General features: G+C 44.2%; 9 protein-coding genes. 3 read left to right on the forward strand and 6 right to left on the reverse strand.

Annotated features, from left to right (window positions below):
- Positions 1–63 precede the first annotated feature (63 nt).
- Together dnaJ and H3V00_RS07785 are read right to left on the reverse strand one after the other, a co-directional pair.
- Positions 64–1,176, reverse strand: coding sequence for a molecular chaperone DnaJ (gene dnaJ, locus H3V00_RS07780; RefSeq protein WP_037392221.1), 1,113 nt, complete (start codon positions 1,174–1,176; stop codon positions 64–66).
- Positions 1,177–1,456: 280 nt separating this feature from the next.
- Positions 1,457–3,346 (reverse strand): ribonuclease catalytic domain-containing protein, encoded by a 1,890-nt coding sequence (locus tag H3V00_RS07785; RefSeq protein WP_198207421.1) that lies wholly within the window; start codon positions 3,344–3,346, stop codon positions 1,457–1,459.
- Positions 3,347–4,252: 906 nt separating this feature from the next.
- Here H3V00_RS07785 and H3V00_RS07790 point away from each other — a divergent pair.
- Both H3V00_RS07790 and H3V00_RS07795 read left to right on the forward strand, forming a co-directional pair.
- Positions 4,253–4,480, forward strand: coding sequence for an exodeoxyribonuclease VII small subunit (locus H3V00_RS07790; protein ID WP_025331809.1), 228 nt, complete (start codon positions 4,253–4,255; stop codon positions 4,478–4,480).
- A complete protein-coding gene (locus H3V00_RS07795) occupies positions 4,464–5,360 on the forward strand; it encodes a polyprenyl synthetase family protein (RefSeq protein WP_232335961.1) in 897 nt (298 codons plus the stop codon). Before H3V00_RS07790 ends, H3V00_RS07795 begins: the two co-directional genes overlap by 17 nt.
- A 107-nt stretch (positions 5,361–5,467) precedes the next feature.
- Here H3V00_RS07795 and H3V00_RS07800 read toward each other — a convergent pair whose 3' ends face one another.
- Positions 5,468–6,037 carry an L-threonylcarbamoyladenylate synthase gene (locus H3V00_RS07800; protein WP_037392227.1) on the reverse strand — a complete coding sequence of 190 codons (570 nt, stop codon included), beginning with the start codon at positions 6,035–6,037 and terminating at the stop codon, positions 5,468–5,470.
- 100 nt (positions 6,038–6,137) lie between these two features.
- Here H3V00_RS07800 and H3V00_RS07805 point away from each other — a divergent pair, with 100 nt between their 5' ends.
- Entirely contained in the window at positions 6,138–6,911 is a 774-nt protein-coding gene (locus H3V00_RS07805; RefSeq protein ID WP_198207423.1) for a HesA/MoeB/ThiF family protein, read from the forward strand.
- Positions 6,912–6,925: 14 nt separating this feature from the next.
- On the opposite strand, the gene H3V00_RS07810 is transcribed toward H3V00_RS07805, so the two are convergent.
- The 3 genes from H3V00_RS07810 to H3V00_RS07820 form a co-directional block, all read right to left on the reverse strand.
- Positions 6,926–8,131, reverse strand: a complete 1,206-nt coding sequence (locus tag H3V00_RS07810) for an MFS transporter (RefSeq protein WP_084548547.1) — start codon at positions 8,129–8,131, stop codon at positions 6,926–6,928.
- Between the two features lie 42 nt (positions 8,132–8,173).
- Complete coding sequence (locus H3V00_RS07815; protein WP_084562205.1) at positions 8,174–9,040, reverse strand: patatin family protein; 867 nt, start codon at positions 9,038–9,040, stop codon at positions 8,174–8,176.
- A gap of 730 nt (positions 9,041–9,770) precedes the next feature.
- Complete coding sequence (locus H3V00_RS07820; protein WP_198207425.1) at positions 9,771–20,414, reverse strand: ESPR-type extended signal peptide-containing protein; 10,644 nt, start codon at positions 20,412–20,414, stop codon at positions 9,771–9,773.
- Between the last annotated feature and the right edge of the window lies 1 nt (position 20,415).

A 20,415-nucleotide genomic window follows, 5' to 3' on the forward strand; every position in this document is an offset into this window, starting at 1 on the left:
TAACCAGTATTAATTATTCATACATCCGGAATAAACACTTCTGAACTGTGGTAGTTTCGTATTTTATTCAAATAAATCGCGCAGTTTGTCCATGAATGATTTTTGCCGCGGCGTCTGAGCCCGGTCCATACCGGTAGAGATTTTTTCAAACTCTTCCAGTAATTCACGCTGACGATCGGTCAGATTTACCGGTGTCTCTACCACGATATGACAATATAAATCACCCACAGCAGCCGAACGTACAGATTTAATTCCTTTACCACGTACCCGCATGCGACGACCGGTTTGTGTTTCTTTCGGAATATTCAGTTTAACTTTACCATCCAGCGTAGGCACCTCAACCTCCCCGCCAAGCGCTGCTATCGTAAAACTGATAGGCAATTCACAGTGCAGATCCATGCCGTCACGCTCAAAGACCGGATGCGGGCGCACGTTCACCATCACATATAAATCACCGGCAGGCGCACCATGCTTACCAGGTTCACCTTCACCGCTCAGGCGGATACGCTGACCGTCATCAATACCGGCCGGAATGGAAACCTCAACAGTCTTGCGGGTTTTTACCAGTCCGTCGCCATGACATTTAACACACGGATCCTTAATCTGTTTACCACTGCCGTGACAGGTCGGGCAGGTCTGCTGTAACTGGAAAATGGCCTGCCGTACCTGAACGACACCACTGCCGCCACACATGCTGCAGGTAGTGGCTGAAGTCCCGACTTTAGCACCACTGCCGTGACAGACATCACATTCTTCATGAGTAGGAATAGTGATTTTTTTCTTAATACCGCGCGCAGCCTCTTCCAGACTGATTTCAATATTATATTGTAAATCAGCGCCCTGATTATTCTGCTGCGACCGTCCGCCGGCTCCGCCGCCAAACATCTGGCTGAAAATATCACCAAAATCAAAACCGCCGGAAAAGCCGCCGGCTCCGGCACCCATATTGCCGTCTACACCGGCATGTCCAAACTGGTCATAGGCAGCACGTTTTTGAGAATCAGACAATACTTCATAAGCACGCTGTACTTCTTTAAATTTTTCTTCGGCGTTTTTATCGCCCTGATTACGGTCAGGATGGTATTTCATGGCCAGCTTACGATAAGCTTTTTTGATTTCCTCATCCCCTGCAGTACGGCTTATGCCCAGTACTTCATAAAAATCTACTTCAGTCATAATTTTATTCCAAAGGTTTGCAGGCAACCTGCTCTTAAACAGCAGGATGCCTGAACAGCAAAACCGGATAGATAATAGAAATGCAACCCATATATGGGCTGCATGTATAAAAACAAGGTTTTAAGTAAAAGTTATTTCTAACCGAAGCACAATATACGGCCTGAAAACAATCAGACAGACAAAGAATCAACGGTCACACCCGTATATTTATACTGTCAGCAAAGTAGCCAATCAAATCGTGTGCCATCCATCAGGTAACCTTCAAAGCACTTTAAATAATTCAGCCGGATATTTGGCTGGCATTATCTGCCGGCAACAAAACATTAATATAGTTTAGTCCGACACTTACCTGTATCGGATCGATTCCGGTTATCGATACCTTCATCCGGCATTTTGGCATGGCATCAACCGGTACACCGTTGACACGGCTTACCAGCGGCAGGCCTTCAATACGCACTAAATCATCACGTATTAACTGAGCAGTCAGCTCCTGCAACTGTTCCTGCTGAATATATATCAGACTCCAGTATGCTTCCATATGGCGCTGAAAATCATTGTAGGCTGCATAAGCCGACTCAAAATCACGCAATACCGCAAACAGCATGGCATCCTGCGGTTCAAAACGTGGCTCTGCGTCCGGATCCAGTAAACTAATTAGCTGCTTCTGGTTAATATAATCAGTAGCACGGCGCAGTGGTGAAGTAAACCAGGCATAATGTTTCAGCCCCAGACCAATATGCGGTTCAGACTGAGTACTCATCCGTACTCTGCCGGTAGGCTGTACACGGAATAATCCAGCCATTTCAGCCTCATCCAGCATCTGCGCCCAGGTGCTGTTGGCAAAAATCATCAGCTCACTGACCAGCGTATCAATTGGTGCTCCGCGTTCACGCACACTGATATGTACAGTATTATCTGTCCCAAGCTTAATTCCATAATCGTACTGCGGTAAACGTTCCGGATCATATTTACCCCGCGCCTGCATTCTGGCCACAGCAAAATCATATAACCAGTTCATTTCATGCTGATGTGCAAAAGCTTCAGTATCGCTGCGCGGCTGCAAAGGCTGAAATGCCTGCTCAATATTTTCAATACGTAAATTACAGTCTATATACACCGATTCAATTCGTGATTCATAACGTATCACCTCAAACTGCGGATTGATTTCAGCATACAGACTGACTGCCGGTCGTGCTGCTCCTTCATCCAGACTGAAAGCAGCTATCCAGTTATCCGGCAGCATAGTAATTTTACCGCCGGGATAATACACAGTACTTAAACGTTCAAATATCAGCTTTTCCAGCAAAGACTCAGCATCTATTGCCAGAGCCGGGGCAGCAATATGAATTCCGACCAGTTTGTTGCCATTGGGCAGGTCACGCACACTGAATGCATCATCTACCTCACTGGTTTCAATATCATCAATGGAAAATGCACGTACTGAGGTATCGGCATCTGGCAGATTGTGCATAACCGGTACAGGATAATGACCACAATCCGCACCTTTGGGAAACTGAGTAAGTAAAAAACCATCCAGAAAATATTCAGGCAGAGGCGGTACTGCACCAACACTCTGGAGCAGGGCAAACAGTGAGGTTTTTTTCTGATCAGCAGCTTTGACCACTGCTTTGTATTTCAGACTTTGTTTATCAGGTGCATGCAGAATCATTTTGGCTTCAGCAGCAATCTCATCCGGCAGGCGACCGGCCAGCAATTCCTGTATCCAGCTATTGACTTGTTCTTCCTGCTGTTTGCGCCGTTCAATGGCTGCCAGCGCCTGCTGTAATGTTTCTGCCGGCGCAGCTTTGAATACACCTTTATTTTTTTTGTAAAAATACATAGGCGCTGCATACAGAGCCATCAGTGTGGCTGCCAGCTCAATATTCCCGCTGCTATCGCCAAAATATTCACTGGCTGCACTGGCTGCGGTAAATTCATTTTCATTGCCTACCGCTTCCCAGAGCAGACTGATATCAATACCGGCAGCTGCTTCAGCAGCCTGTTGTAAAAATTGCGCAGCATCACCATCAAACACCAGAAAAACGTGGCTGGCCTTGATTTTTGCCCGCTTACCATGTTGTGTATTAACCAGAAAAGTAGCATCATTTTCCTGAACTATTTCCGCTACTTTAAACTGACCTGACTCCTCATAAAAAATTTGTTTACCCATAACGCCTACTTAAAACAAAGAAACTACTCAAGTAATCTGTAAAACAGATTCAGAAACCACTATTTATTCGATTATAAACGACAGTACTCAATCTTCGCTTCTATGCCTGCTCTGCTACTCTGTTCCAGACAACCGTATCTGTATAAATAGTTCACCATTATTCCTCCTCAGGCTTCCCTGTTTTGCATATATCCGATTGTCAAATCATACAAATTAAATAATTCTATGTTTTAATTTTCCATTAAAACAATTACTTAAAGTTAGCACAATATAATTATGCTTTGAACAACATTATGCTTTAAAACCAGATAAATAAACAGCAAAAAAATACCTGCTGACAAATAAAATCCATAACAATGAACTAATTTTAAAAAATTCCAAACGCATATTATGCTGAAAATATTTCGATATATAAAAAGTTATACACCGTACAACCGGCAACAGTAGTAAGTATTACCGAAAATTAAAACATATGCTAAAAAAATAATACAAAAAATCAAAATTTATTTGATTTTTTTACATAAAACTGTTTTCCGCCTGCTATTTCAAACATCAGCATCAGATAACAAGTTATATAATTAATATATAAATATATTAATTTTTACAAATAACTTTTTATTCTTACGGTTAAAAAACAATTTTTATATTTAGAGAGGCAGATATTGATTTAAATTTGCCCTTATCTGAATAAAATATCTGTATTATTATTCATTACATGAATAAATTCTGTTGCATATAAAAATATTATTACTGATTATATAAGCACATTACTTTTAATAACACAAACTGAAATATACTTCATCCGGTTATCAGCTAATTCTGACTAATTGTATGATACAGATATCCGCAGCAATAGCCATAGTGCGAGTGTTACAATAGCCATAAATTCATGTAAAGACCTATAATATGAAGAAAATAACCCCCAAAAGCTATGAAGAAGCTATCCAGCAACTGGAAAAAATAACTGAATCCATGCAAAACAATGATCTTCCGCTGGAAGAATCACTGGCTGCATATGAATATGGTCAGGAACTGGTGCAATACTGCCAGCAGAAGCTGGCTGAGGTAGAACAAAAACTACAGGTACTGGACAATGGTGAATTAAAGGAGCTGAAGCTTGAAACAGGGGAGTAACTTTGCCGGCTGGCAAAAACAGGTACAGACACATACAGAAGAGACATTAACCCGATTACTTCCCACGGCCGGACAACTTCCCGCACCACTGATTGAAGCCATGCGCTATGCGGCGCTGGATGGCGGTAAACGGTTGCGGCCGATGCTGGTTCTGGCGGCGGCGGAGCTGGGTAATGCGGTTACAGAAGCCGCAGATTATGCTCTGGCTGCAATCGAATGCATACATATCTATTCGCTTGTGCACGACGATATGCCGGAGATGGATAACGACAGTCTGCGTCACGGAAAACCTGCCTGTCACATACAATATACACCGGCAACAGCCTTACTGGTTGGTGATGCCCTGCAAAGTATGGCATTCAGCCTGCTGAGCCGGCCAACCGGTCTGGACGCTGCGCGTCAGCTGCAAATGATACAGACTCTGGCACAGGCTGCCGGCTGTCATGGCATGGCCGGCGGACAGGCTATCGATTTAGCCTGCGTAGGGGTAGGTCTGAATCAGGCCGAACTGGAACACATGCACCAGTTGAAAACCGGTGCGCTGATCAGAGCAGCAGTTACACTGGGCGGACTTTGCTGTCAGGATATCAGCCAGCAGGCATTAACCGCACTCGACCATTATGCCGCTCATCTGGGTCTGGCTTTTCAGGTTATTGATGATGTACTGGATTACGAGCAGGATAGCAGCACACTGGGTAAAACCGCCGGAAAAGATGCCCGGACTAATAAACCTACCTACGTTAGTCTGATGGGGCTGACTACAGCACGCCAGTATGCAGAAAATCTGGTACAACAGGCTATTGATGCTTTAAGCGATTTTGACCAGCGTGCATCTCATCTTCGCGCACTGGCGCAATTTGTCGTTGCCCGCAATCATTAAAAATGTGCTAAGCAACAGCAAACTACAAATATATAAACATTGTCTGCGCAGTAATTCAGTTAATGACAGATATAACTTATTTACAGATCAGCTTATTCATAAAATAACTAACGCAGCCGCTTACCGGAAGCCCAGTCAATAATCTGGCTGGGTTGCTTTCTTCCGCCGGTGCGCCCGCCCAGAATCATCACCTGTTTTCCAAACTGGCGTCTGACTTCACGCTCTGTACAACAAGCTTTTTTTCCTGCCCGGTTACAAGAAGTAGATACCAGCGCTGTACCTGCTGCTCTGCATAAAAACCGGGCAGTTGCCAGGTCTGGAACTCGTACGGCCAAAGTTTGCCGACCACGCCCGCGTAACACAGATGAAACCTGTTTGCGTACCGGTAACAGTAAAGTTCTGGGTGCCGGCCACTGCCGGCTGACAGCCGCTATATCGGTTGCGGACAAAGGTGCGAGCAAAGGCTGTAATTGAGTGAAATCAGCAGCAATAACAATCAGCCCTTTATGTTGCGGTCGCTTTTTCAATGCAATGACTTTACGCACCGCCGGCACACAATCTGGCAGACAACCCAGCCCATAACTGCCTTCTGCAGGATAGGCAATCAAACCGCCACGATGCAGATGGCTGCGCAGACGATATAAAAACCGACCGGACGGACGGGCAGGATGGCGCATAAATATTCTGAGAAACTAGACTAAACTATTATAATAGCAGGGCAGAATAAACCAGACTACACCTGTACCGGTCACAGCCACCCAACCACCAGAGACAATCATGATTACTGATGAACAACTATTGCGTTACAGCCGTCATATATTACTGGATAAGCTGGATATTGCCGGACAGGAAGCTATTCTTGCTGCCCGTGTTCTGGTAATCGGTGCCGGCGGTCTGGCACATCCGGCTCTGACTTATCTGGCTTCCAGCGGAATAGGGCATATTACCGTTGTGGATAACGACACTATCGAAATCAGTAATCTGCAACGCCAGTTCTGGTTTAATGATCAAGATATCGGACAGGCAAAAGCCGCGATATTGTGCCGGCAGCTACAGACACAATATCCGCAAACCGGATTAAAGCCCATTGTAGCCAGAGCAGATGCCAGCCTGTTAGAGCAACTGGTTCAGCATACCGATATCATTCTGGATTGTACCGACAATTTTCCCAGCCGCCGGCTGATTAATCAGGTCTGTTTCCGTGCACGCAAACCATTGGTTTCAGCCTCTGCACTGGTATTTGCCGGTCAGCTGGCAGTATATGATTTTCGTGATGGTCGCGGCCCCTGCTATCAATGCCTGTTTGAAGGAGAAATGAATGATGAAGGTGCCAGTTGTGCCAAAAACGGAGTTTTTGCACCTTTACTCGGTATTATGGGCGCGGCACAGGCCAGTGAAGCATTGCAGATAATTGCCGGTATTCACCCTGACGGCTGCTGGCTACACTGTTTTGACGCCTGTTCTTTTCAATGGCAGCGCCTGCAGCTGGCTGCCAATCCAGATTGTCCGGTATGCGGGCAGGCAGTTTTATCCACAGAAATTTGTGGATAAAACTGTGGATATTTTTACTCCTGAAAATCAGATAACTTGCGATCTTTACCGGCATTCCAGCCAGACACAGTAATAACGACCGCGGCAATAAACATCAGACACAATGCCGGAAACCAGGAATGCATCATGTCATGCAGAGCGCCCATCAGGACTGGACCCACAGCTGCAAACAGATAGCCACAGGTTTGTGCCATTCCGGATAACAGCACTCCTTCAGTAACACTGCTGCTGCGTAAACTGAAAAACATCATGCTCAGACAGAAAGCCCCACTGATACCCAGCCCCAGCAACAGCACTGCCGGAAAATAACAGCTGCGCCATGGCGACATCAGCAATAATACCGACAAGATTAAAGCCACGCCGCACATCGACCCTATCCAGTGCTGCTGCTTTAATCTGGCTGCATAAATCGGTATCAGCAAATTGGTTGGTATCATCACCAGCTGCATCAGCCCGAGCCAGCCACCGGCTTCCGTTGCTGATACACCGGCTTTGGCTACAATCTGCGGCAGCCAGCTAACTGTAGAATAAAACAGAAACGACTGAAATCCCATAAACAGCGTTACCTGCCAGGCCAGCGGATTACGCCACAGGTGTATCTTTACCTGACGTGCACGTACAGCCGCCTTGGGCACAGCATTGGCTGCTTTAAAAGGCAGCCACCAGATAACCATAGCCACCAGCGCCGGTAGTACCCAGATTACCAGAGCACCGCGCCAGCCCCATAGATTACTGTGAGCAAGCGGGGCACTTAAAGCAGAACCGGCCGCACCGCCCATATTCATCACCAGTGCATATAATGCGGTAACCAGTCCCATTTTAAACGGAAAATACTGCTTTACCATACTGGGAATCAGTACATTGCCAACAGCAATGGCACAGCTGAGCAAAGCCGTACCTGTCAGCAGCAGAAACAGCCCGGAACCACAGCGCAGCACCAGCCCCAGCGTTAATATCCACAAAGCAAAAAAGACCATCTGCTCCGAGCCCAGACGTGCTGCAAGCCTGGGGATAAAAATCGAAAACAGACCAAATGTCAGCAATGGTACCGTAGTCAGCATGCCGGCCAGCGTACTGCTTATCTGCAGCTGCGTCTGAATATTCTGTAACAGGGGACCCACACCAGTCAGCGGGCCGCGTAAAACAAATGCCAAAGCCAGAATAGCAACAAAAAGACTAAGCCGGTGCTGTGTTTTCGATACAGTCGAATCCGTTTTCATTACTTCACCAAATTACTCGTTTACCTTTAAGGCAAAAAACTATTAATTTACCGGCCATTGCTGCAATAATGCACGGCCGCATTCCAGACCGGCTGCATAACTGTAGCGTAAACGGCCGGCATCCCGGCACAGACGTCCGGCCATTTTGCCATCATCCGGAGGATTAATTTCAATAATATACCGGCAGTTTTCAGGCTGCCGCATCCATGTCAGGGTAGTATTATAATGCTTTACTCGCTGCCGTAATGCCTGAGCAAACCCGCTGACAGGCAAACGCCTTGCCAGCAGACTGTCACCCAGACTACCTTTCTTCACATAATTGTGCGCTCTGGTACGAATTACTATCACACAACCGATGCCCGGCTGAGACAGAGTCCACTGTACCGGCAAGGCATCAGCAACTCCGCCGTCAAAATAAAATCCTCCGCCAATTGCTACCGGTTTACGAATCATAAACGGAATTGAGCTGGAAGCACGCAGTACTTCCAGAAAAGAATCGGGCTGAGCCACAACATACTCCGGCTCACCGCTAACAGCATTACTTAAAACAACCCTGAAATCACGCTGTCGGGCAAACATACGTTCACAGTCCAGCGGATTTTCCTGTTGTACAACCTGCCATAACCAGTCAATATCCATCAGGTCGCCGCCACGGATAAAGCGTGACCAGCTGATAAATTCCGGCCGGCAGGACTGATCAAGCAGTATATCCAGATTACGCCCTTCCTGTCCGGCCAGATAACTGGCAATAGTACTGGCTCCGGAAGATACTCCGACTAGTAAACTAAACGGGTTAAAATCTGCCTGTAAGAAGGCATCAGTAACACCACTGCTGAATGCAGCACGCATTCCACCGCCTTCTACAACCAGTGCAGTTTGCTTTCCGGCTGTCTGCTGATCAGCATGCATGCTAGCATTCCTATGTTTATGTAATAATATTTTAATGTTATTAAATATATAATACTGACTATAGTAAATCAATAAAATTACTGGCAGGTAATACCTATTATTAATATCTTCTGCACTTGCAAACCAGTTTGCCAGTAAGCAGTACGACAACAGCTCACGAATATTCAATGGCCAGAGATATACCTGCAGAATTTATTAATTTTTAAATTACTGGATTAATCGGCAAATTTTTTGTACCAAATTAGTTTCAGGCAGTTACTTCGTATACCGCGAATGCGCACACAGACATAATTCATCACAAAAAAGCATTTACAGCAGCATCTGTGCCGCATCAAAGACCGGCATACTATGTAAAATCCAGTATTCTCAACCCGGAATACAATTTTTTTCAACCTGAACAGTACAGTAAAACGTTCTGATTACTTTTATAACCGGAAACTGCTTTGCCAGAATTAATATATTGAGCAAAACGTATTCCATTATCAACCGGAGCAATAGCTTATTCCGCAGTAGTGTACCTGAGTAAATGAACTGCTTATCAATTTATATTCTTGCAATCATCTGCAAAGATTAAATTTTATAATTGCCGGTCTGTAGCTCAATATCCGTACTCATCAGCCCAAATATTTCACAACAGTAATACTTCATACCTGTACATTTTTCAAACCATAAAAAAACTTCCGGATTTAGATAAATCCGGAAGTTAGTCTAGCTATTCAGCAAAGATAGTTTAGTTGTTGCTCCATTTGAAGCCGACACCAGCATTAAAGCCAACTTCCTTGCCTGTAGTAGAAACACCAGCACCCCAGCCGATATTACCGCTGTTACTGATGGCTTTATAGTTAGCACCGACTGCGGTATAGCCACGATAAGTACCTACACCCACACCGACAGCCTGTTCACCGGCATTCAGAGAAGGCAGATAAGCGCCGGATAAGGCCATGGCCAATGCAGTACCTGAATATGCACGGCGTTCTGTACGCTGAACACGTTCATTTACTTTGTTTACATACTTATTGACGTTAGTAATCTGATTATTAACACCTTTAAGCTGAGCCACGTTTACTGCATCAGTATCAGCCGTACCTGCTGCAACTCCGGTTATCTGACGATATACACCTTTCGATGCATCACCTACAGATACCGCACCTTCCGTACTCTTCGTTGCCCGGATCGCTGCTGCCTGCTGTGACGTTGCCGTTACCGGAATATAGCCTTCTTTTCCGGCTGCCGTATTCGCTACTGAACCCGCACCAAGTGCTACGCCTCCGGTCTGTGTTACCTTAGCCTGACTACCCAGTGCCACAGCATTGGCTGATGGAGCACTTGCAGAATCACCGATTGCAACTGCCGATGTTCCGCTGGCCATAGCTGCTCCGCCTACTGCGATAGAATCAGTACCCTGTGCAACTGAGGCAGCTTTTGCAGAATTGATCTTCGCAAACTTAGTACCATAATTCTGAACATTTTGCAGGGCATCAGCCACATTATCAGCAGATGCAATACCTCCTGTCGGAGTAGTGCTATCATATTTGGGTTTACTGAGACCTGTATTCGGGTCATATGAACTACCCAGACCGGCTGCTATGGAAGCAAGCTGGCTGGCTGTTCTGGCACTGATTGCTGTTGACAGGCTAGTCAATGCGTCACTAGAAATATTTCCGGTCGGCAGAGTATCTACTTTAGTTGACAGAGTACTCAGGCTGCTTTGTACCGTCCACAACTGACCGGCATTAACCGCATCAAGAGAACCTTGAGCTATATTACCGGCTGCAATATTGGTAATCCGCTGTGCAGTACCATTATGACTGGCATCATAAAAGCCTGTATTGTGACCTGTACCATCATCTTTCCATTGCAATGCATTTTTGGTCAGATTAGTGATATTAGTAATAATATTACTTGTCGAGATACCATTCACTTTTTCGTCTAATGAACTCAGTGATGATGATGTAGATGTTGCCAGAGCAGACAGATCGGATTTTATGTCGTAAAGCTGTCCACCGGTTACTGCTTCATGCGAACCCGCTGCAATCTCACCATCTTCCACGTTAAAGATCTTACCTAAACCTAGATCACGGGTCAGATTGTTTGGTCTTCCTGCATCAAATCCGCCTTTATCATCATTCCATTTCAGTGCTTTCTCTTTCAGATCTGACACATCTTTCTGAGTTGTACTTGTAACAGTTGATAAGCTGCTCAGACTGCTGCTGGTACTGTTTGTCAGCTGTTGCAGATTGTCTGTTGCCGTACTCAGGCTGTGTGACAGACTTTCATAGCCGGTAGACAGGGAGCTGCTTATACTGTTGATTCCATTAATAACAGTGGATGAAACTACTGTCGACAGACTGCTCAGCCCTGTTGATGTTGAGCCGGACAGGCTGAATAGCTGACCACCGTTTACTGCATCTGTAGAATCAGCTGCTATTCTGCCTGCTGCTACATTGGTAATCCGCTGCGCTATACCATTATGGCCGGCATCATAAGCAGTCAGTGTGCTGTTCCACTGCAATGCATTCTGCTGCAAGGTAGTCAGATTCTGATTCGCACTGCTCAGACTGGCTGACAGATTGTTCAGACCGGTAGTCGTAGACTGTGACAAACTGCTCAGACCGGTGCTGACACTGTTCAGTCCTGTATGAGTTTCTGTGGACAGTGACTCCAGACTTCTATTTACATTATTCAGAGCAGATGAGGTAACGCTGCTCAGGCTGCTCAGACCAGTACTGCTGCTGCTCAGACCTGTCTGAGTCAGCGTTGACAGACTGTACATCTGCGCACCGTTAACCGCATCACTTGATGTATCGCTGATGTCCCCGCCGGCAATTCCGGTCAGTGTCTGCGCACGACCGCCACGGGTTGCATCATAGGCACTAATTGTACTGTTCCATTGCAATGCATCTTTCTGCAGATTGCCTACATTAGTATTAGTATCATTCAGACTGGATGACAGACTGGACACGTTTTGATTCACAGTGTTCAGATTATCACCAATAATAGTAGACAGACTGCCTAACTGATTGTCGGTTACTTTACTCAGGTTGGTTGACAGACTGCTCAGTCCTGTTGATGTTGAGCTGGACAGACTGAATAGCTGACCACCGTTTACTGCATCTGTAGAATCCAATGCTATATTGCCTGCTGCTACATTGGTAATCCGCTGCGCTGTACCATTATGGCCGGCATCATAAGCAGTCAGTGTGCTGTTCCACTGCAATGCATTCTGCTGCAAGGTAGTCAGATTCTGATTCGCACTGCTCAGACTGGCTGACAAATTGTTCAGACCGGTAGTCGCAGACTCTGATAAACTGCTCAGACCGGTGCTGACACTGTTCAGTCCTGTATGAGTTTCTGTGGACAGTGACTCCAGACTTCTATTTACATTATCCAGAGAAGATGAGGTAACACTGCTCAGGCTGCTCAGACCAGTACTGATGCTGCCCAGACCTGTCTGAGTCAGCGTTGACAGACTGTACATCTGCGCACCGTTAACCGCATCACTTGATGTAGGGCTGATGTCCCCGCCGGCAATTCCGGTCAGTTTCTGCGCACGACCGCTACGAGTTGCATCATAGGCACTGCTTACACCATTCCACTGCAAAGCATTTTGCCGTAATTCAGCTACATTAGTATTAGTATCATTCAGACTGGATGACAGAGTGGACACGTTTTGATTCACAGTGCTCAGACTATTACTAATAATAGAAGATAGACTGCCTAACTGATTGTCGGTTACTTTACTCAGGTTGGTTGACAGACTGCTCAGCCCTGTTGATGTTGAGCCGGACAGACTGAATAGCTGGTCACCGTTTACTGCATCTGTAGAACCCAATGCTATATTGCCTGCTGCTACATTGGTAATCCGCTGCGCCGTACCATTATGGCCGGCATCATAGGCACTGCCTTTCCATTGCAATGTATTTGCCTGCAATGTAGTCAGAGTCTGATTTGTGCTGTTCAGGCTATTTGTCAGATTGTTCAGGCCGGTAGTTGTAGACTCTGACAAACTGCTCAGACCGGTGCTGATACTGTTCAGTCCTGCTACAGTTACCGTAGACAGACTGTGCAGCTGTCCGCCGTTAACCGCTTCTGTGGATTCTGCACTCACTGCTCCTGCTGCCACACCACTCAGAACTTTGGCACTGCCGTCTCGGCTGGCATCATAAACACCTTTGCCTGCGTTCCACTGCAAGGTATTAGCCTGCAATGTGGATACGCTGCTGCTGGTATCTTTCAGACCTTTGTCCAGAGCCTGCAGGCTGTTAGCTGTAGAAGTAGTCAGTGTGTCCAGACTGGTGCTAATGCTCTGTATACTGCCTGAAGTACTGGATGACAGCTGAGTTAGTCCATCGTTGGTGCTCTTCAAACTGTCTTTCAGATTTTTCAGGTCTGTGTTTGTTGCTGTGGACAGTGAACCTAAACCTAAATCGGTTTTATTCAGATTTTCAGTCAGTTTATTGACACTGTCAGCAGTACCGGTTGACAAACTGTACATCTGTGCACCGTTAACTGCATCGGTAGAATCTGCCATTATCGAGCCTGCTGCTACCTGTGTAATCTTCTGAGCCTTACCACCATGCTCAGCCTTGTAATTACCGGTTACTTTATCCCATTGCAGTGCATCAGCCTGCAATGCAGTAACCTTTTCAGTAACAGTATTCAGTCCGCTTGTCAGACTGGATACGTTTTGATTCACAGTGTTCAGATTATTATCAACAATAGTAGACAGACTGCCTAACTGATTATTGGTAATTGCACTCAGGTTGGTTGACAGACTGCTCAGCCCTGTTGATGTTGAGCTGGACAATTGGAAGAACTGGCTGCCATTAATAGCATCGCTTGATTCCGGTGCTACATTACCGGCAGCTACGTTGGTAATTTTTTGTGCCTTACCAGTTCCATGATTTGCACTATACGCACCGGCTTCTTCACTCCATTGCAGTGCATCTTTCTGTAATCCGGCAACATTACTGGCAGCAGTACTTACTGTATTGCCTAATTTCCCCAGTACTGTTGAAGTACTCGCAGACAGATTATTTAATCCTGAAGAAGTACTAGTAGACAAACTGGCAATTTGGTTTGAAGCACTGACAGATAAACTGCTCAACCCCGTAGAGGTACTGGTAGACAGACTGGCTACACTGCCTGAAGTACTTACAGACAGGCTGCTGATAGAAGTTGATACTATCGTAGACAGATTGCCTAATCCGGTAGAAGCACTATTAGACAGGCTATTAAATTTTTCCGGCCAGTCATTAGATAAACTGTTTAGTTTATCCTGAACAGAAGTTAAACCAGTAGATACTGATTTTGATACACTGTTCAAACCGGCAGAATATTCTGTATTAACTGCATACAGCTGCGAACCGGTAATGACATCACTTGAAGTATCGCTGATATTACCTTCAGCAACCCGGGTAATTTTTTGCGGTTTGCCAGTTGCTCGGCTGGCATCATAACCTCCCACTCCCGGTTCATTATTATATTGCAATGCATTTTGTTGCAACTGAGTTACCTTACTACTTACAGTTTCCGTAACAGTAGACAGGCTAGTGATACCGCCGGCTTTAGCAATAGTACTCAAAGATGTCGAAAGGTTATCAAAGCCGGAACTAACATTGGTGGAAAGACTGCTAATCGCGGTGTTGGTAGTATACAGCTGACCGGCAGTAGCTACATCACTGGAACCTTCTTTGATTAGTCCATCAGCTACATTGGTAATTTTACCAGGCATATTTGCTATGCCATGGCCGGCATTATACGCATCAATATCATCATTCCATAGCAATGCATTCTGCTGTAATGATTTTATTTTAGAACCAGTTACTTTCAGACTGCTGGACGTTGACTCAGACAGATCAGTCAGTCTGTTACGGGTTTCATTCAAACCAGTTGAAAGACTGGACAGATTATTATTACTGATTTCTGTCAACGATGAAGAAAGACTGCTTAGGCCATTTACAACACTATTAGAAACTGAGCCTATAGTATTGGAGAGGTTGCTGACTTTAGCATTGGTCGTAGACAATTGTCCGCCAGTAACTGCATCACTGGAACCTGGTGACAGATCAGCATCAGCAACATTGGTAATACGCTGGTAAATACCGTTGTGACTAGCATCATAGGCACCTTTACCATTATTCAGTTCATTATTCCATAATAGAGCATTTTGCTGCAATAAACCAAGATTGGTATTAGTACTTTTCAAAGAATCCGATGTTGTTGTACTCAGCTTACGAAGCTCATCATTAGTACTTTGCAGCTTTCCTGACAATTCAGTCAGCTTGTCGTTGTTTATATCACTCAGTGAATTTGATAAAGAACTGAATGTAGTACTTACACTACCAGACAAAGTACCGAGATTACTGTTGGTCGTAAATAACTGATCACCGGTAACCACATCACTGGAGCTGGCTTGTACACTTCCATTGAGTACATTTGTGATGCGCTGAGCCTGCCCGTTATGAGTGGCATCATAGGCACCTTTACCATTATTTAAATCATTATTCCACAACAGTGCATTTTGCTGCAGTGATGTAACACTGGCTTTAGCAACAGTCAATTGCTGATCAAAACTTGTAGACAGACTATTTATTTGTTTACCGGCAGCTTCATACAGAGCAGTAGAAAGACTGCTCACACCAGTTGATGTCGATAAAGAAAGCGAGTTTATACTACGGTCAACAGTTCCGGATAAATCACTCAACTGACTATTAGTACTAAACAGCTGACCGCCGGTTACCACATCGCTTGAATTTGATGACAAATCGGCATCAGCAACATTAGTAATTACTTCCTGTCCGCCCGTTACACCATGACTGGCATCATAAGCTTTACCATTCCATTGCAGAGCATTTTTCTGCAGTAATCTTATACTGGTATCTGCCTGATTAAGACCGTTATCTAAAGTCGATGAAAGTTCATTTATCTTTGATGACAGTGATTTATTCAGATTATCAGACAAAGCAGTTAAACGGGTATCAGTGCTTGTGGATATACTTTTTATCCCTCTATCCAGTGTGGTAGATAAGCTGCTGACAGTAGTATTGGTATTGTACAGCTGACCACCTGTTACCACATCAGAGGAACCTTCAAGCAATACAGCATCATCAACATTGGTAATTCTTTCTTTTCCGCCCTCTACACCATGACTGGCATCATAAGCTTTACCATTCCATTGCAGAGCATTTTTCTGTAATGTATTTAAGCTGGCATTAGTAGAAGTCAGACGGTTATCAACAGCAGAAGAAAGAGAGCCCAGACCGGAGTTCAGTGATTTATTTAAATCAGTTGAAAGTGCGTCCAGACTGCTGGAGGTTGAACTAGTCAAACTTTGCAATTTAGTAGTAAGACTGGAAGACAGATTGCTGACATCATTATTGGTATCGTATAACTGTTTACCGGTTACTACATCGCTGGAAGTAGCACTCAAATCGCCATCTTTAACATTGGTAATACGCTGCGTGCCATTTATAACACCGTGGCTCGCATCATATGCACCATCTTTCCATTGTAAAGCATCCTGTTTTAAACCACCGATGCTAGATCCGACACTACTTAAACCATTGCTGAGAGTTGTAGACAATTTATTCAGACCTGTTGCAGAGAGACCATCCAGCGAACTGGACAGGCTCTGCAGACTTAATTCTGTAGAGCTGGAAATACTATACAACTGTTTACCGGTTACTACATCAGTTGAGCTTTCTCCGAGATCTCCGTCTTTTACATTGGTAATACGCTGATTTTTAGCATCGTATGCATTAACATTGCTATTCCATTGCAGAGCATTATTTTTCAGTGCCGTAATATCATTTTGACTGCTTTGCACATCGCTATTAAACTTATCAAGCATTGATTTGGAAGTGCTGTCTAAAGCAGTACTAAGACTGTTCATATTGCCTAAAGTAGATGAAGAAAGTGAATTCAGAACAGAATTAGTTGTGTATAACTGCGCGCCGATAACCACATCAGAAGAGTTGGGTGCTGATATATCACCAGCTGCAACACCGGTAATTTTCTGTTCAGTACCATTTTGCTGGTTGCTGGCATCATAAGCTGTCTTACTTTGATTCCATAGCAATGCCTGTTTTCTTACGTCTTCTATTTGACTTTTACTGTTAGTCAGACCGGTATTAAGGCTATTCGTCACATCTTGCAGTTTGGTTTCAGTGGCTGTAGAAAGACTAAATAACTGACCACCGGTAATTACATCAGTTGATCCCTGAGCAATACTACCAGATAGTACATTGGTAATTCTTCCCGGATTACCACCATGAGAAGCATCATATGCACCTGTACTGTCATTCCACAGCAGTGCATTGTTTTGCAGACTGGTAACCTGAGTATTTATAGCTTTAGCCATATCAGACAGCTTACCAATTTCGTCAGAAGATGAAGCATTGATTTTATCTGACAGTTTACCCAATTCAGTATTAAAAGTAGTGGATAAATTAGTCAGATTTGAATTAGTAGTATATAGCTGGGAGCCATTAACTGCATCAGTAGAAGCACTGGATGTAATATCACCAGCCGCTACCTGAGTAATTTTTTGCGGGGTATTGCCACGTGAAGCACTAAAAGCGTTGTTTTCCCATTGCAGAGCATTACTTCTCAGATCTTTAATAGATGTTGAAGCAGAATTCTGCAAACTGGTCAGGTTTGTACTAACTGTATTCAGTTTGGCAGTAGTATCAGTTACTGTAGTATTGATATTGTCAGTAAGCTGTTTAGACACAGTCTTAATATTAGAGTCAATACCTGTTGATATGTTTGTTAACTCAGAACCCGCCTTTGATAATTGCTCTGCTGTTGTTGATGTTAAATTATCAAGATTTTTATTAGTTGTATATAACTGCCCACCAATAACCAGATCACTGGATGTAGCCTTACTTATATCAGCAGCCGCAACATTAGTTACTTTACGGTTCGTGCCAGCATAACTGGCATCATAAACATCGCCTTTCAGCTGTAAAGTTACGTCGCTGAGATGTGCAATAGAGTCACTGGTTGATATAGCCAGTGATGAAATAGCTTTATTAGTAATACCAATAGCATTTGATACAGACTGAGAAACAGCTATTCTCTTATTATCTGCGTCTTTCAGACTAGTACTAGTCATAGTAGACAGGCTGTTGATATCGGATTTAGTATTAAACAGTTGTCCGCCGTTAACCACATCCGTAGATGTGGCTGAACTAGTATCACCAGCAGCTATATTGGTAATTTTCTGCGCTTGTCCATCTCGGCTGGCATCATAGATACCATTTTTCAACTGCAATGCATCACGGTTTAACTGAGTAATGCTGGAAGCAGTAGCGGTAGACAACTGACTGAATTTTTCTGTCGTAGAAGACAGTACTGAGCTGACAGATCCGGAAACTGTTTCAAATTTTAAGATTGCACTACTAATAGAACCTATTGATGTACTAGATAAAGAACTTAATAACGAATTTGTAGTATATAACTGTCCGCCGTTAACAGCATCAGTTGATCCCGGCGCACTATCATCACCGGCCATAACATTTAGAATTTTTGCAGGTCCTTTTCCTAAATGAGATGCATCATAAGCCTGTGCCTTTGAATTCCACTGTAATGCATCTTCCTGCAAAATTGAAATATTAGTAGCAGTTGTCGTACTTAAATTATTGTAATTAGTATCAGCTATGGAAAACCGATTATCCACAGAAGTAGATAAAGTTTGGTAATTCTGTTCTGTGTTATTAATATATGTACTGGTAGAATTAGATAACTCTGTTAAACTGCTATTAAGGTTAAATATTGATTTGGATGTTGAGTCTGTCAGAGTAGATAAACTGCTTGATACAAAACTCTGCGCACTTTTTAACTGAGCCACATTAACTGCATCAGTATCTAAAGTACCGGCCGCCAGACCTGTAATTTGTCTAGTTACAGTTGAACCATTACCAACAGCGACAGAACCCGCTTTACTATTCCAAGCAGATGAAGTGACATCCTTTGCTTGTGTACCAGTAACAGGATCATATCCGGTTACTCCTTTTTTAGTAGAGGCAACAGAATCTTTACCTAAAGCTACACCATCATCAATACTGGCGTTGGCATTATAACCAATAGCTACACCATTGGCTCCGCTAATCTGGGTACTATTACCAAGTGCCAAGGCATTTGCAGCACTAACTTTAGCAGCATTACCCACTATCATAGCACCTGTACCATTTGCGGAAACAGTATTATTGTTACCCAGTATTCTTATATCATTGGCTTTATCAGAACCGGCAGGATCTGTCTCAATTGTATTCTGATTACCAAATATACCTGTATTATCAGCAGTAATCGTTCCATTCTGATTACCAAAAGAGTAGGTATTATCACCGGATACTATAGTAGCACCGCTAGCTGCTTTTGTCTGAGTACCATCTTTACTATTATACAAAGTAGTTGCTGCAGAACCGCCAATGGCACCTGAGGCTTTCCCGGTTACATTATTGGCTGAACCAATACTTATACCCTGTTGACCAGTTGCCTGAGCAGAATTACCAATAGCAATGGCAGAATGTCCTTTAGCCTGTGTCTGTACACCCAATGCTACAGTTCCGTCTGCACTGGCCTGAGACATCAGACCGGCAGCCACACTGCCTACTCCTTCAGATGAAGCTACTGAACCCAAAGCCACACTGGATACACCGGTAGCCTGTGCACTGACACCAAAAGCAATTGATGCGCGTCCCGAAGCCAGTGCTGCTGTGCCGATAGCCATCGCACCACCAGCTGTAGCTGTAGCATTAGTACCAAAAGCCGTTGAGTAGTTACCAGTTGTATATGAACCACAACCTGAAGCAAAAGAATAAACACCATAAGCAACAGGCAATTTATTTGGATTACCTCCTGTACTGGTACCTTGCTGTGCAGCCGCAGTTTGAGAAACACTGCCATTGGTTGTTCCGTAAGGATTTTTACCACTAAAAGGTTGATCTGTAGCAAAGCGCAAGTATTCTTCTAAAGCACTTACTTCCTCTCCGACTATAGTTCGACCAGGTTTCCCTCTGCCTGTAACTTCATCAGCTCCGCAAGCATCAGCTGAACCAGTAAAAATGACTGTACCATGGCTTGCTTCGCCAGGATAATTCGGTTGATCTGCGCCACCACTACCAACATTTTTACCACCAACCAAACCTGAATTCGAAGCATAAGAATTAGGTATTAATAAAGACATATTTAAAACTGAAGCTATAAGACTCAGTTTAAAAATAGAACTAAATCTGGATTTTCTGCTTACTATACCTTTAGCAGGTAAAGAAGAGACTGCATCAGACTTGGTTTTGCTTTTAGCTAGTTCGGAAGCTGCCACCCAAGTCTGGGTCGTTTCATTCCATATAGCACGATATATTTTATTCAAT

Source organism: Snodgrassella sp. W6238H11 (assembly GCF_016100525.1).
In the GTDB taxonomy this organism is placed as follows: Bacteria; Pseudomonadota; Gammaproteobacteria; order Burkholderiales; family Neisseriaceae; genus Snodgrassella; species Snodgrassella alvi.

Bases quoted from the DNA above. Each gene is read 5' to 3' on its own strand.
- H3V00_RS07785 (WP_198207421.1), bottom strand. From the start codon at position 3,346: ATGGGTAAACAAATTTTTTATGAGGAGTCAGGTCAGTTTAAAGTAGCG.
- H3V00_RS07815 (WP_084562205.1), bottom strand. From the start codon at position 9,040: ATGCATGCTGATCAGCAGACAGCCGGAAAGCAAACTGCACTGGTTGTA.
- H3V00_RS07810 (WP_084548547.1), bottom strand. From the start codon at position 8,131: ATGAAAACGGATTCGACTGTATCGAAAACACAGCACCGGCTTAGTCTT.
- H3V00_RS07790 (WP_025331809.1), top strand. From the start codon at position 4,253: ATGAAGAAAATAACCCCCAAAAGCTATGAAGAAGCTATCCAGCAACTG.
- H3V00_RS07805 (WP_198207423.1), top strand. From the start codon at position 6,138: ATGATTACTGATGAACAACTATTGCGTTACAGCCGTCATATATTACTG.
- H3V00_RS07800 (WP_037392227.1), bottom strand. From the start codon at position 6,037: ATGCGCCATCCTGCCCGTCCGTCCGGTCGGTTTTTATATCGTCTGCGC.
- dnaJ (WP_037392221.1), bottom strand. From the start codon at position 1,176: ATGACTGAAGTAGATTTTTATGAAGTACTGGGCATAAGCCGTACTGCA.